Origin of the sequence: Paenibacillus marchantiophytorum (assembly GCF_014640555.1) — a bacterium.
Taxonomy (GTDB): domain Bacteria; phylum Bacillota; class Bacilli; order Paenibacillales; family NBRC-103111; genus Paenibacillus_E; species Paenibacillus_E marchantiophytorum.
On record NZ_BMHE01000066.1, the window covers coordinates 1 to 13,326 of the forward strand.

Sequence of the window (13,326 nt, forward strand, 5' to 3'; positions counted from 1 at the left end):
AAGCATCATACAGTTCATTAGATGCCCTTTGGGAGCGAAGACCTCCAAAGCAATGAAGACTGCGGTGGACGCCAATAAATAAGAGGTAAGCTTCGCTCACCCCAAAACATATAAATTCTTATATATGCAAAAAAACCGTTCCCCCTAACTAAGGGAAACGGTTTATACCCATCATTTAGATCTTCATAATGAAATCCTTCGTGAGCGAGAAGATATCTTCAATTCCCTTCAACACGATGTGGGGAACGAAGCCTAACGCAACACCAATCAGCGCACATAACCAGACGGTTATTCCGAGCGGAATGGATACTTTTACTTCAGCCGGCTCGTAGTCGCTGCGCATGAACATTTGGCGCACGATACCGAAATAGTAGTAAAAGGAGACGACGCTGGTCGCGATCATCAGAGCGCCGAGCCAGTATTGCTGGGTCTGCATAGTTCCCAAGATAATGTAGAGCTTCCCGAAGAAACCGCCCGACACGGGGATACCTGCTAAAGAAAGCACGATCAGTAGCATGGCAAAAGCAGTTAACGGAGCTCTGTAGTACAAGCCGCCGAAACCTTTGGATTCGGTATGGCCCTCGGCCTGCTCCATGATCATCAGTACGGCGAATGCGCCAATGTTCATAAACAAATACGCGATCAGATAGAAGATAAATTCAGAAAAGTTCGCGTAATGCGTACCTGAGAAATACGTTGCAATCGGAACAAGCAAGTATCCGGCATTAGCGATTCCTGAGTAGGCAAGCAACCTCTTCATATTCGTTTGCTTCAAGGCAATGAAGTTACCGGCTACCATCGCAATAGCGGCCATTACCGATAGGGCAAGGAATACATCCGATTGAATATGACTGCCTTCAAAATTGCTAAATCCGAACAATACATAGAAGACTCGGAACAAGATGGCAAAACCGGCAGCCTTGGAAACGACAGCCAAGAAAGCTGCTACTGGCGTCGGTGCCCCTTGATAAACATCCGGTGCCCAGCTGTGGAACGGGGCTGCTGCAATTTTGAAGCCGAACCCAGCCAGCAGCATGAAGAATGCTACATACAGCAGCGGCTCGTATGAAGCCACCAGCGTGGGAAGAGCAGCGCCAATTTGCGTCAAATTGCTGGAGCCCACCATTCCATAGAGGAATGACATGCCATATAAAATAATGGCCGAGGAAATCCCTCCCATGACGAGGTACTTAAAAGCTCCTTCGTTGGACTGTGTGTCTTTCTTCTTCATCGCTACGAGCAAATACGAAGTAATACTTAACAGCTCCAGACCTACATAAAGGGTAATCAGGTCTCCGGAGGACGACATAATCATTGCACCCAATGCCGCAGGCAGGTAGAAGTAATAATACTCCCCAACATGCGGAATTGCATCCTGTTTCACGAAGCCAAGGCTCATGAGGACAATCAATCCGGTCCCTGTTAAGGTAAATAATTTCAGCAGATTGGAGAAATCATCTACCCGATAGCTTTGATTCAGCAGCTCAAAGGGTTCAGCTGGATTTAGTTGAAGGATGACGAATACGGCAGAAACCGCTATGCCAACCAAGGTTAACCAGCCAATAATGGAGCGATTTACCTTGTTCGGCAGAATTAAATCCAAGAGAGATAGGATGATCGCGGTAGCAACCAGCGAAAGCTCAGGGAGCAGATGCACTAAATCGTTGGCATGAAGTCGAAGCTGTTCCACTGGTCTAACCTCCTATCTTCCCGGCTACGCTTTGGATCAATTGATCAAAGCTGCCTATCGTTTGCTGGAGCGGCTGGCTCAGCACGCTTGGATATACCCCGAGCAAGAGGATGAACGCTACCAGGGCAATCATCGGCACCGCCTCGATTAACCGGGCATCGCGCATGCCTTGCAGCTGCAAGTTCGGCTGTTTCGGCCCGAACGTAATGTTCAAGACCCCGCGCAGCACATACACCGCGGTGAAAATGATCCCCAGTGTACCGATAATGGCGTACACGCGGTGCGTTTCGAAGAGTCCGAGAAACGCGAGGAACTCACTGATGAAGCCGGATAAGCCCGGCAATCCGAGCGAGGCCATGCCCGCAATCAACAGGATGCCGCTGATGAAGGGCAGGTTGCTGGCGAGACCGCCCAAGCGATCGAGCTCCGTGGTTTCCGTACGCTCGTAGATGCTGCCTACGAGCAGGAACATCAAGGCCGAAATCAGGCCGTGAGAGATCAGTTGGAAGACGGCGCCCTGCAAGCCGGATACATTGAATGCGGCAAGACCAAGCAGGACGATGCCCATATGGCTGATACTCGAGTAGGCCAATACGAGTTTGAAGTCCTTCTGAACCATCGCGAGAATGGCTCCGTACACGATGTTAATAACGCCAAGGAGCGCGAGCATCCAGGCCCATTGTTTGGCCTCTGCCGGGAAGAACATAATCCCGAATCGGATGAGGCCGTACGCGCCCATTTTGAGCAAAATGCCCGAGTGAATCATAACAACAGAAGGCGGAGCCTCTGTATGTACTTTGAGCATCCACGTATGGAACGGGAAGATCGGCAGTTTGATGCCGAAGGCAACCAGCAGCATGATGAATACGGTCCACTTCATCGTCTGACTCAGGAAGAATGGCGTACCTTCTTGATTGACATAAGCAGCAGGGTCCTGCAGCAGATTGCGGGCAATGTTATGAATATCGCCGCTGTAGTAAATGATGCCTTCTGTCTGTGTAGGCATTTGATTGAATCCAGCTGTGCTGACGAGAATTAGGAAAGCAATCAGCATAATGGCTGAACCTAATCCGTTGTACAGGAGGAAGCGATTCGCGGCCTGTTCCCGATTCATGTAACCCCATATTCCGATTAAGAAGAACATCGGCACCAGCGTCACTTCGAAGAAGAGGAAGAACAAGAACAGATCTTGTGACATGAACACGCCGAACATACCTGTCTCAAGCAGCAGGAAGAGAATATAGAACGTTTTCCAACGTTTTTTGATATACACCGAAGCCAGTGCCGCCATGGAGGAGACAAAAGCTGTCAGAAAGACAAGCGGCAGCGAGATCCCATCAACCGCCAGTGAATACTTGAATTCGAAGAAATAGGAAGTAATTTGCTCACTTAACCCCTCATGGTTGAGCGGAACTTTGATCCAGCTAAGCTGTTCTTTGTACTGCAGCGGATCTCCTTGATAATTGTAATCAACATACAGCCATGCCGCCAAGATCAACGGGATCAAGGTAGTGACAATACCGATCGTTTTAATCAAGCGGCCCCGGTCGCCACGAATGAAGAGCAGGACCAGAACACCCAGCAAAGGAGAAAAGGCAATCAAGCTTAAGATAGGTAGACTAGCCAGCATGGATGAACCTCCTTCCTGCAATGGCGAGTGCCAGAATCAGCATTCCCAGAATCATGATGACCCCGTAGGTCTGCAATTGACCATTTTGGAGGCGGGAGCCGAGACGACCCAGACTGACCACAGTAAAGGCGACTAAACGCACGATACCATCAATGATGTACACGTCAATCAATTCGAGAATCCATCCTAAACCGCGAAGCGGCTTAACGAGGATACCCTGATAGATTTCATCAATAAAATATTTGCGATTGAGCAAAGTGTAAAGCCAAGGCAATCTACTGGAAACCACATCGCGCGGAATGGTGCGTTTCAGATAGATGAGGTAGCCAAGTCCAATCCCTAACAGACCTGCCAGCGTGGATAAAATAATGACGGTCCAGTTCGCTTTCTCATCATGCGCCTGACCTGTCAGCCAGTGTCCGAGCCATTCGTTGAACGGCGTGTTCACGAAGCCTGCTACGACAGCCAGCACCGCCAGAATGATCAGCGGAGTCGTCATCGATGCTGGAGATTCATGCGGCTCATGCGCGGCATGCGCTTCGTGTCCATGATCGTCGTGCTCATCAGCAACTTTGGCTTTCCCTCTTGGGGAGCCAAGGAAGACGAGGAAGAACAGACGCGACATGTAGAACGCTGTGAAGAAGGCTGCAATGACACCAACCCAGAACAGAAGCTGATTATGCTCGTAAGCCTCGGTTAAAATCATATCCTTCGACCAGAACCCGGCGAACGGGAAAATTCCCGAAAGGGCTAACGTTCCGATAGCGAACGTCCATGTCGTGATTTTCATTTTGCGGGATAATCCGCCCATTTCGTTAATGTCCTGCGTATGTACGGCGTGAATGACGCTGCCTGCCCCCAAGAAGAGCAGTGCTTTGAAGAAGGCATGCGTGAAGAGATGGAACATACCGGAAGTGTAAGAGACCCCGATGCCCAGCGCCATCATCATGTAGCCCAGCTGACTCACTGTGGAGTAGGCAAGAATGCGTTTGATATCATTCTGCGCAATCCCGATCGTCGCAGCGAATATTGCGGTGAAGCCACCCACATAAGCAACGACCATCAAAGCATCCGGAGATGCATGGAAAATATCGAAGGTGCGGGCTACGAGGTAGACCCCTGCGGCAACCATCGTTGCTGCATGGATGAGCGCACTGATCGGAGTTGGCCCCTCCATCGCATCAGGCAACCAGGTGTGCAGCGGAAATTGACCGGATTTGCCCATTGCTCCGATGAAAATCATGATCGCAATCCATGTGATGATGGTCGGATCAATTTTGCCGGAAGTAAAGGCATTATGGATGGATGTGAAATCAAGCGCGTGCCCTGGCATGTACCAGAACAACAGCAGAATACCGATGAACAAGCCCACGTCCCCGATCCGGGTCACGATGAAAGCCTTTTTCGCTGCTGCCTTCGCTTCCGGTTTGAAGTACCAGAATCCTACGAGCAAGAAGGAACAAACCCCAACAAGCTCCCAGAAAATATAGAGTTGCAACATATTTGCAGAAATAACAAGGCCTAGCATGGAGAAGGAGAACAAGGCGATGTACCCAAAAAATACGTGAATTCGCTCGTCGCCTTTCATATAGCCTTTGGAATAAATATTCACAAGCAGGGAAACCAATGTGACAATCACGAGCATCAAGGAGTTCAGATTGTTAACTTCAAACCCCATTTTCAGTGTGAAATCGCCTACTTGCAGCCATTGCAATTTATCCCACGTATAGTCCTCCACATTGCCGCCAACACGTTCGACGAATATCAAAACGGCAATGATAAATGAGGCTAGCATGGCGAAAATACTAATGTAAATGCCCAAATCTTTGAGTTGACGTCCCATAGCCGTAAGCGCTAGAAAAGCAATCAGCGGAAACAACGGAATGAGCCAGGCGTACTGTGAATAGTCCGATACCATATCCTTGTTAGCCTCCTAGCGCTTCATAGAATCCAAATCCGTTACATCTACTGTCCCTTTGTTGCGATAAATCGTAATCAGAATGGCAATCCCGACTGCTGCTTCAGCAGCTGCGATCGTAATGTTGAACAGCGAGAAAATCTGACCTGTCAGCGCCGGATGATCACCCAATTTGGAAAAGGCAATTAGATTCAAGTTCACCGCATTGAGCATCAGCTCGATGGAGAGCAGAACAATGACCCCGTTCTTTTTGGATAGAGCGCCGTACAAACCAATACAGAACAGGATAGCAGCTAATGTGAGATAGGGCGTAATAATTGAACCCACGGCTAATCCTCCTCTCTTTTCGCAACTACGATGGCACCAATGAAAGCTACCGTCAGCAGCACGGACATAATTTCAAAAGGAATGACGTGCTCATTATAAAGCAGCTTCCCAATTTCTAGCGTGTTGTCCTTGCCAGCATCCAATGTGCCTGAAGAAACGAAGGTCGTTTTTTGGATCGCATAAAATAAGACTCCGAACAAGGAGATCGCGCCGATAATCGCTAAACCTTCATGCCAAGGACGCCTTGGCTCCTCTTCAGCACCTCTGTGCTTGGTCATCATAATGCCGAAAATCATGAGAATGGAGATCGCGCCGGCATAGATTAATATTTGAACAAAAGCTAAGAATTCCGCTTCCAAGATGATATATAGTCCCGCTAGACTAATGAACGTCAGGGCTACAGCAATAACCATATGCACAACCTTGGTGAAGGAAATCATGAAGATCGCCCCGCCGATTGCCAGCAAAGCGAAGATGAAGAACGCCCAACTAGAACCGCTGGATAAGAAATCGCCTATTCCGTTAAACATCTTTCTTGGCCCCCCCTTTTGGCATGGCCGAGTTGTTCTCCTGGCGAATATTTTGCGTGTTCTCACTTAACCACTGCATATTTTTGAACAAATCGTCGCGACTATAGGAGCTCAGTTCAAAATTGTTCGTCATCACGATTGCTTCTGTCGGACAAACCTCTGTGCAGAGATCGCACAAAATGCAAATTTCAAAATTGATATCATACGTATCGATAACCTTCCCCTTCTTCTCGGGGTCGGGATTCGCTTTCCCTGTCAGTGTAATACACTCCGTCGGGCAAACACGCGCGCATTGATTGCAGACAATGCATTTCTCCGGATCAAAATGTTGAATACCGCGAAAGCGGTCCGGCATTTTCATCGGAACGTCAGGGTATGCGTACGTGATCTTTTTTTGCGTCATGCTTTTGAACGTTACGCCTAAACCTTTCATTATGCCCTTCATTCGATTCCCTCCATTTACTTGGTAATGGTCATAATGATCGCCGTTATCAGCATATTAGCGAGTGCTAATGGCAACAAAACCTTCCAGCCGAATCCCATCAATTGATCGACTCGCACACGTGGCAGCGTAGCCCGCAACCAGAACAAGAAGAAGACAATGAAGGAGAATTTCAGCAGAAACCAGATAATTCCCGGAATGAAATCAAGGAATGGAAACGGCGCATGCCATCCACCCAGAAAGATTAAGCTGGTCAAAGACGCAATAACGAAGACATAGACGTACTCGGAAAGCATGAAAAAGGCAAAGCGGAAACCGCTGTATTCCACGTGGTAACCGGCAACTAACTCGGACTCAGCTTCCGGCAAGTCAAAAGGAGTACGGTTCAACTCCGACACACCCGCAATCGCAAAGATGATAAAGCCGAGAATCTGAGGAATGAAATTCCAGTGCCAGAAACCGCCTGTTTGATGATCAACAATCGTATGCAGATTCAAACTGCCCGTCATCATGATTACGCCAATAACGGAAATAACGAGCGGAACTTCGTAACTAATCATCTGCGCCGCGGACCGCATGCCGCCGAGCAGCGCGTATTTATTATTGGAGGCCCAACCGCCGAGAATGATACCAATCGTGGATATTCCGGTAAGAGCCACATAATAGAGCAGACCCACATTCAAATTCGCATTAAACATCCGATCCGAGAACGGGATCGTCGCAATAATGGTGAACGAAGGAATGAAGGTGATGATCGGAGCCAGAATGAACAGCTCGCGCTCCGCCTTCTTAGGAATCGTGTCCTCTTTGATCAAAAGCTTGAACACGTCCGCGACACTTTGAAGGAGCCCAAAAGGACCTGTACGGTTCGGTCCGATGCGCAACTGCATCCAGCCGATAACCTTGCGCTCGAAGTAGATCGCGTAAGTAACGAAGCCCAGAACGAGCATCAGCATGACGATGCCCCAGAAGAGGAAGACGAAGAAGTTCGTCCATGTCAGACTCTCTTCTAATAAATTGACCATTAGGCATCCACCTCCCCAACGACAATATCGATGCCGCCCAGAATCGTAATCAGGTTGGTCATCGTTTCACCCACGAGCAGCTTGGGCAATATTTGCAGATTCACGAAAGAGGGTCTGCGGAATTTCAGACGGAATGGCTCTTGCTTGCCGCGAGAAATAATATAGCAGCCGATTTCTCCGCGAGGAGACTCGATAGCCGAATAGATTTCCCCTTCTGGCGGGCGAATGACTCTAGGGACTTTCCCCATGGTCTCACCCTGCTCAGGGAACTGATCCACTGCCTGTTCCAAAATACGCAGCGATTGCTTCACTTCTTCCATGCGCACCAAATAACGATCATAGCAATCACCGCCGCTGCGAACAGGCACATCGAACTGAAAGCGGCTGTACAGGCTGTACGGCTGCGTTTTGCGAATATCCCAGTCTATGCCGGTACATCGCAAGTTCGCGCCGCTAAGGCCATACGCAATGGCTGTATCCGCGTCATACTTGCCTACGCCCTTGATCCGCGAGAGGAAAATTTCATTTCCCGTTACAAGGGTGTGATATTCTTCTAATTTTCCGTACATATACGGAATGAATTTTCGGACCTTTTCGATCCAGCCGTCCGGAGCATCCCACTTCACTCCGCCTACACGCATGTAGTTGTAAGTCAGACGGGCACCGCAAAGTTCGTTAAACAGATCAATAATGATCTCACGATCACGGAAAGCGTAAAGGAATGGACTCATGGCTCCAATATCGAGCAGGTAGGTTCCCCACCAAACCAAGTGCGATGCTACACGCTGGAGCTCCATGACAATGAGGCGAAGGAACTCTGCGCGCTCCGGTACCTCAAGCTGCATCATTTTCTCTACGGCATTCACCAGCACATAGTTGGTGGTCATGGCCGAAACATAGTCCATACGGTCTGTGTATGGAATGATTTGTGTGTAGCTAAGATTCTCTGCAAGCTTCTCAGTTCCTCTATGTAGATAGCCCATAACGGGTATAGCTTCTTTGATAACTTCTCCATCCAGCTTCACAATCACGCGGAATACCCCGTGCGTACTGGGATGCTGAGGACCAACATTTAACAGGAGCTCTTCTGTCCGTAACAAATGCTACACCTCCGGGTCGAGCGGTTCGTAATCTTTACGTAGCGGATGGCCGACCCAATCGTCAGGCATCATGATGCGTACTAAATTCGGATGGCCTGGGAAATCAATCCCAAACAGATCATATACTTCCCGCTCATTCCAATCCGCGGTTGGCCATACCGGCGCAACCGACGGAATGCTCGGCTGTTCGCGATCTGTCTTTACTTTCACACAGTATTCTTTCTTGTGTGTGAGTGAAAGCAGATGATACGCCACCTCTAGATGCGTCTCTTGGTCAACGCCGGAGAGATTGCGCAAGTAATCGCAGCGCAGCTCTTCGTGATCCCTCAGCGTCAGCGCGGCCTGCGGCCAGCGTGAGCTGTGAATGACCACGTAAGGACGATGCGCGTCCCTTTCGTTGATGAAGGCATCGACGACGGCGTCTTCGCCAACGTCGGCTTTCAAGATCTCAACCAGACGGTCCAGCAGCGGCTGGTTCGGCGAAGGCACTTTCGGCGCGTCAGGCTCCGCCGATTCGGTCTTCGCGCGCGCGCTAGCTCGCGCGGCGCGGGCTTCTGCGGCGGCCTGGGCTTTGGCCGCCTTCTCGTCATCTGCGGCCGCAGGCGCAGATGGGTCTGCTGCCGACGCGGGCTCGCCCGTCGGCTCAGCGGCCGCGCGCGCAGCTAGCCGGGCGGCACGGGCTGCGGCGCGCTCAGCCGCAGCGTCGCTCTTCGCGGCGTCCGGCGCTGGCTCCGCCGCGACCGGCGTTTCGCTTGCAGCAGGCGCTTGCTTATCCGCCGCTTGATCCTCGCCGCTCGCTGCCTCAGCAGCCTCAGCAGCAGGCTCACCTGTTGTTTCCGGCGCAGGCTCGCTTGTTTCTTTTACTTCCTCAGCAGGAGCCTGATCGACCGTCTGCTCAACCTTTCCCTCCGGCTTCTTCTCTTCGCTCATCGGTTGGTCACCTGCTTCCCGGTCTTCGCTTCATAGCGAATTTTCTCCTGAAGCTTGTTAATTCCATAAATCAACGCAGCCGGATTTGGCGGGCAACCTGGAATGTACACATCAACGGGAACGATTTGATCGACACCTTTTACCACGGAATAGGACTTGATATAAGGCCCACCCGCTGTCGCGCAAGAGCCCATGGCGATTACCCATTTCGGTTCCGGCATTTGTTCATAAAGACGGCGCAGCAAAGGAGCCATTTTCTTCGTAACAGTCCCCGCCACAATCATGACATCCGATTGCCTGGGAGACGTACGGAAGATGACTCCGAAACGATCCAAATCATAGTGAGATCCACCCGTACCCATCATTTCGATCGCGCAACAAGCCAATCCAAACGTTAATGGCCAAAGTGAATTACTGCGAGCCCAAGCTTTCACTTGCTCCAGTGTAGTCATAAAGACATTGCGATTTAACTCTTCCCGTTCCTCGGGCGATATCGACTCTAGACTGAAGTCCATTGCAGCACCTTCTTCTTCCAAGCGTATATTAATCCTATGGCAAGCAAGGCTACAAAAATACACATTTCCACTAATGCGAAAAGTCCAAGCTGATTAAAAGCGACAGCCCACGGATACAAAAATACGGTCTCCACATCAAAGATGACAAACATCAACGCAAACAAATAATAGCGAATATTAAACCGGATTTGGCCCTCACCTACAGGCTCGTTTCCACTCTCATACGTCGTGTACTTCTCTTCGACGGGTTTACTCGGTCTTAACCATTTGCCTGCCGTCAGCGCCACTATGGGAAGGATGATCCCTAACCCTAGAAATACCGCTACGATTACATAGTTATTTGTATACATCATTTGAATGTAACCGCCTCCATTCTTTTTTGCTTCACTAACACGTACTATTTCATTTGGAAATATTCACCTTAAACATTATATCAAAAAGCCTTTTGGGCGTCGATGGCTAATTCCAAACGTCACAATTCAGGCTTAGTGTGTAGAATTCCCAAATCTATCCTAAATTACTCAGACCTCTGAAACAATTGATTAGTTAGTTGTTGAGATGGGTAATACTATGCAGTGGAAAATGGAGGCTTATCTCTATTCTCCCTGAATTTATATGAGAGAGGATGATATCACATGAAAACAGCTACTGATCTACATCGCACTAATGAAAAAGTGGAGGAAACGGGGACATACATTTGCGCTGCCGGCAAAGCTCTTCAACTATCACACGGGGATGTATTTCCGTATTGTCCGGTTTCGGGCAATGAAACGACATGGCGGCATGCGAATCATCAGCATCAAACGGGCGACAAAGTAACGGAGGCAGGCCAGTACCAAGATGCAGACGGACAAACCATAGATCTACAAATTGGCGAGACATTCCCTTCCTGTCCAAAAACAGGACAACCTACGGCTTGGCATCACGCATCAAAATAGGTTTACTCCTTATTAAGAGGGGCTGAGCGGGGCTGTTCGTAAGGTCGAAAGACCTTGCGGGCAGCCCTTTCTCATTTTCAAGTAAGAGTCTCTAGAAGCTCCTATTGACACAAAAAGTAGCTATTTTCGAGGAATAGAAGCCCTTGGAGACTCTTATCGAAAGCATCACTAGCCAAAACCCCTCCACACTAAACAATTAAGAGTCCCCAGAAGCTCTAATCCGCACAAAAAGTGGCCATTTTCGAGGAATAGAAGCCTTTAGAGACTCTTATCGTCAGCAAAACTGCCGCGCTCCAAGGATCTGAAACAAAAAAAGCGAAGGAACCAAAGTTCCCCCGCTTTTCGACAAACATCTATTTATTTCCCGGACACGCTGATACGGTTCACTGCTCTTTGCAAAGCAGATTCCGCACGTTTGAAGTCAACGTTATCTTGCTTCGTTTCAGCAAGGCGTTTCTCCGCACGCTCTTTCGCAGCTTTCGCGCGATCGATATCAATTTGTTCTGGTAGCTCGGCGCTTTCCGCCAATATAACCACCTTATCCTTGCGCACTTCCATGAAACCGCCGTTAACCGCGATGATTTCGTCTTTAGAGCCCTGTTTCTTCACAGTAATCGGCGCAATTTTCAATGGAGTGACCAGTGGAATGTGATTCGGCAGAATTCCAAGCTCCCCTTCGACACCCTTCACGCTAATCATGTTCACTTGTTCAGCGTACACTTTGCGCTCCGGGGTAACAATTTCCAGTAGGAATGTACTCACTTGGATTCTCCTCCCTTAGAGTTTTGCTAGGCAAAACTGGCTTCGTAAGCATTACTGCGTTGGCGTTAAGCCAAACTTACAGTGTTTTTGCTTTCTCGATAGCGTCCTCGATCGTTCCCACGTTGTGGAAAGCCACTTCAGGAAGGTTGTCGTGCTTACCTTCAAGGATTTCTTTGAAGCTGCGCACAGTTTCTTTCAATGGTACATAAAGACCTGGGAAACCGTTGAACGGCTCAGCAACGTGAAGCGGCTGAGACAAGAACAGACGGAGACGACGCGCACGGTGTACAGTCAATTTATCCTCATCGGACAACTCATCCATACCCAAGATCGCGATAATATCCAGAAGCTCTTTGTAACGTTGAAGAATTTGTTTAACGCCTTGTGCTGTTCTATAGTGATCTTCGCCAAGTGTTTCTGGCGTCAAGATACGGGAAGAAGAAGCAAGTGGATCTACCGCAGGGAAAATACCTGCTGCTGCAATACTACGCTCCAAGTTCGTTGTTGCGTCCAAGTGAGCGAAAGCCGTTGCTGGAGCCGGATCCGTGTAGTCATCGGCAGGAACATAAATCGCTTGAATGGAAGTAACGGAACCTTTTTTCGTGGACGTAATACGCTCTTGCAGTTGACCCATCTCTGTTGCCAGAGTCGGTTGGTAACCTACTGCTGATGGCATACGACCCAGCAATGCGGAAACCTCAGAACCTGCTTGTGTAAAGCGGAAGATGTTATCGATGAAAAGAAGAACGTCTTTGCCTTCTTCATCACGGAAATACTCAGCCATTGTCAAACCGGACAAAGCTACGCGAAGACGCGCGCCTGGAGGCTCGTTCATTTGACCGAATACCATCGCTGTTTTTGCGATAACGCCGGAGTCTTTCATCTCGTGGTAAAGGTCATTACCTTCACGAGTACGCTCACCAACGCCTGCGAAAACGGAGATACCGCCATGCTCTTGTGCAATGTTGTGGATCAACTCTTGCATGGTTACGGTTTTACCTACACCCGCGCCGCCGAAGAGACCGATTTTACCACCCTTAACATAAGGAGCCATAAGGTCAATAACTTTAATTCCTGTTTCAAGAATCTCTGCTTTTGTCGACAAGTTGTCGAAAGCTGGAGCTTCTTTGTGAATGCCGCTTGTAAATGTACGGTCTACGCCTTCGATACCATCGATTGGCTCTCCCAATACGTTAAACACACGACCTAATGTTGCTGCTCCAACCGGAACGGTAATAGCAGCTTTTGTATCTTCAGCTACGGCTCCACGCACAAGTCCGTCAGTTGAGGACATTGCGATACAACGAACCAGGTTGTCACCAAGGTGAACAGCTGCTTCGACTGTCATTGTGGATAGTACGCCATTATCATTTCTTTCGATCTTGATTGCATTCAAAATTTCAGGGAGTTGTCCGCGTTCGAACTCAATGTCGACGACAGGCCCTGTAATTGTTACAACGCGCCCTTTGCTCATGGTTTCCCTCCTAAAAAAAGCTGTGCCTCCGTAGAGGCTTTAATA

At 49.1% G+C, this 13,326-nt stretch carries 14 protein-coding genes; 1 reads left to right on the plus strand and 13 read right to left on the minus strand.

What is annotated here, in order from left to right; translation table 11 throughout:
• Positions 1 to 175: 175 nt before the first annotated feature.
• From IEY34_RS32890 to IEY34_RS32940, 11 genes are read right to left on the minus strand one after another with little or no spacing between them, the layout of a single operon-like run.
• Positions 176 to 1,690, minus strand: coding sequence for an NADH-quinone oxidoreductase subunit N (locus tag IEY34_RS32890; RefSeq protein ID WP_189020020.1), 1,515 nt, complete (start codon positions 1,688 to 1,690; stop codon positions 176 to 178).
• Positions 1,691 to 1,694: 4 nt separating this feature from the next.
• Complete coding sequence (locus IEY34_RS32895) at positions 1,695 to 3,320, minus strand: complex I subunit 4 family protein (protein ID WP_189020022.1); 1,626 nt, start codon at positions 3,318 to 3,320, stop codon at positions 1,695 to 1,697.
• Positions 3,310 to 5,238: an NADH-quinone oxidoreductase subunit L gene (gene nuoL, locus IEY34_RS32900; RefSeq protein WP_189020024.1), complete on the minus strand. Its 1,929-nt coding sequence runs from the start codon at positions 5,236 to 5,238 to the stop codon at positions 3,310 to 3,312. The genes IEY34_RS32895 and nuoL overlap by 11 nt, the downstream gene beginning before the upstream one ends.
• A gap of 15 nt (positions 5,239 to 5,253) precedes the next feature.
• Entirely contained in the window at positions 5,254 to 5,565 is a 312-nt protein-coding gene (nuoK, locus tag IEY34_RS32905) for an NADH-quinone oxidoreductase subunit NuoK (protein ID WP_189020026.1), read from the minus strand.
• Between the two features lie 2 nt (positions 5,566 to 5,567).
• Entirely contained in the window at positions 5,568 to 6,095 is a 528-nt protein-coding gene (locus IEY34_RS32910; protein WP_189020028.1) for an NADH-quinone oxidoreductase subunit J, read from the minus strand.
• Complete coding sequence (gene nuoI / locus IEY34_RS32915; RefSeq protein ID WP_189020030.1) at positions 6,088 to 6,540, minus strand: NADH-quinone oxidoreductase subunit NuoI; 453 nt, start codon at positions 6,538 to 6,540, stop codon at positions 6,088 to 6,090. Before nuoI ends, IEY34_RS32910 begins: the two co-directional genes overlap by 8 nt.
• 14 nt (positions 6,541 to 6,554) lie before the next feature.
• The gene (gene nuoH / locus IEY34_RS32920; RefSeq protein WP_189020032.1) at positions 6,555 to 7,562 is read right to left on the minus strand and encodes an NADH-quinone oxidoreductase subunit NuoH; all 1,008 of its coding nucleotides are present in this window, start codon (positions 7,560 to 7,562) and stop codon (positions 6,555 to 6,557) included.
• Positions 7,562 to 8,662: an NADH-quinone oxidoreductase subunit D gene (locus tag IEY34_RS32925; protein ID WP_189020034.1), complete on the minus strand. Its 1,101-nt coding sequence runs from the start codon at positions 8,660 to 8,662 to the stop codon at positions 7,562 to 7,564. Before IEY34_RS32925 ends, nuoH begins: the two co-directional genes overlap by 1 nt.
• Before the next feature lie 3 nt (positions 8,663 to 8,665).
• Positions 8,666 to 9,592: an NADH-quinone oxidoreductase subunit C gene (locus IEY34_RS32930; protein WP_189020036.1), complete on the minus strand. Its 927-nt coding sequence runs from the start codon at positions 9,590 to 9,592 to the stop codon at positions 8,666 to 8,668.
• Positions 9,589 to 10,107 (minus strand): NuoB/complex I 20 kDa subunit family protein, encoded by a 519-nt coding sequence (locus IEY34_RS32935; RefSeq protein WP_189020038.1) that lies wholly within the window; start codon positions 10,105 to 10,107, stop codon positions 9,589 to 9,591. Before IEY34_RS32935 ends, IEY34_RS32930 begins: the two co-directional genes overlap by 4 nt.
• Complete coding sequence (locus IEY34_RS32940; protein ID WP_283214806.1) at positions 10,092 to 10,457, minus strand: NADH-quinone oxidoreductase subunit A; 366 nt, start codon at positions 10,455 to 10,457, stop codon at positions 10,092 to 10,094. Before IEY34_RS32940 ends, IEY34_RS32935 begins: the two co-directional genes overlap by 16 nt.
• 285 nt (positions 10,458 to 10,742) lie before the next feature.
• On the opposite strand from IEY34_RS32940, the gene IEY34_RS32945 reads away from it, so the two are divergent.
• Complete coding sequence (locus tag IEY34_RS32945; protein WP_189020040.1) at positions 10,743 to 11,045, plus strand: hypothetical protein; 303 nt, start codon at positions 10,743 to 10,745, stop codon at positions 11,043 to 11,045.
• A 357-nt stretch (positions 11,046 to 11,402) separates the two neighbouring features.
• Here IEY34_RS32945 and IEY34_RS32950 read toward each other — a convergent pair whose 3' ends face one another.
• Together IEY34_RS32950 and atpD are read right to left on the minus strand one after the other, a co-directional pair.
• Positions 11,403 to 11,807 (minus strand): F0F1 ATP synthase subunit epsilon, encoded by a 405-nt coding sequence (locus IEY34_RS32950; protein ID WP_189020042.1) that lies wholly within the window; start codon positions 11,805 to 11,807, stop codon positions 11,403 to 11,405.
• A 76-nt stretch (positions 11,808 to 11,883) separates the two neighbouring features.
• Positions 11,884 to 13,281, minus strand: coding sequence for a F0F1 ATP synthase subunit beta (gene atpD / locus IEY34_RS32955; RefSeq protein ID WP_028556935.1), 1,398 nt, complete (start codon positions 13,279 to 13,281; stop codon positions 11,884 to 11,886).
• Positions 13,282 to 13,326 lie beyond the last annotated feature (45 nt).

Bases quoted from the DNA above. Each gene is read 5' to 3' on its own strand.
- IEY34_RS32895 (WP_189020022.1), bottom strand. From the start codon at position 3,320: ATGCTGGCTAGTCTACCTATCTTAAGCTTGATTGCCTTTTCTCCTTTG.
- nuoL (WP_189020024.1), bottom strand. From the start codon at position 5,238: ATGGTATCGGACTATTCACAGTACGCCTGGCTCATTCCGTTGTTTCCG.
- IEY34_RS32910 (WP_189020028.1), bottom strand. From the start codon at position 6,095: ATGTTTAACGGAATAGGCGATTTCTTATCCAGCGGTTCTAGTTGGGCG.
- nuoI (WP_189020030.1), bottom strand. From the start codon at position 6,540: ATGAAGGGCATAATGAAAGGTTTAGGCGTAACGTTCAAAAGCATGACG.
- nuoH (WP_189020032.1), bottom strand. From the start codon at position 7,562: ATGGTCAATTTATTAGAAGAGAGTCTGACATGGACGAACTTCTTCGTC.
- IEY34_RS32930 (WP_189020036.1), bottom strand. From the start codon at position 9,592: ATGAGCGAAGAGAAGAAGCCGGAGGGAAAGGTTGAGCAGACGGTCGAT.
- IEY34_RS32935 (WP_189020038.1), bottom strand. From the start codon at position 10,107: ATGGACTTCAGTCTAGAGTCGATATCGCCCGAGGAACGGGAAGAGTTA.
- IEY34_RS32940 (WP_283214806.1), bottom strand. From the start codon at position 10,457: ATGTATACAAATAACTATGTAATCGTAGCGGTATTTCTAGGGTTAGGG.
- IEY34_RS32945 (WP_189020040.1), top strand. From the start codon at position 10,743: ATGAAAACAGCTACTGATCTACATCGCACTAATGAAAAAGTGGAGGAA.
- atpD (WP_028556935.1), bottom strand. From the start codon at position 13,281: ATGAGCAAAGGGCGCGTTGTAACAATTACAGGGCCTGTCGTCGACATT.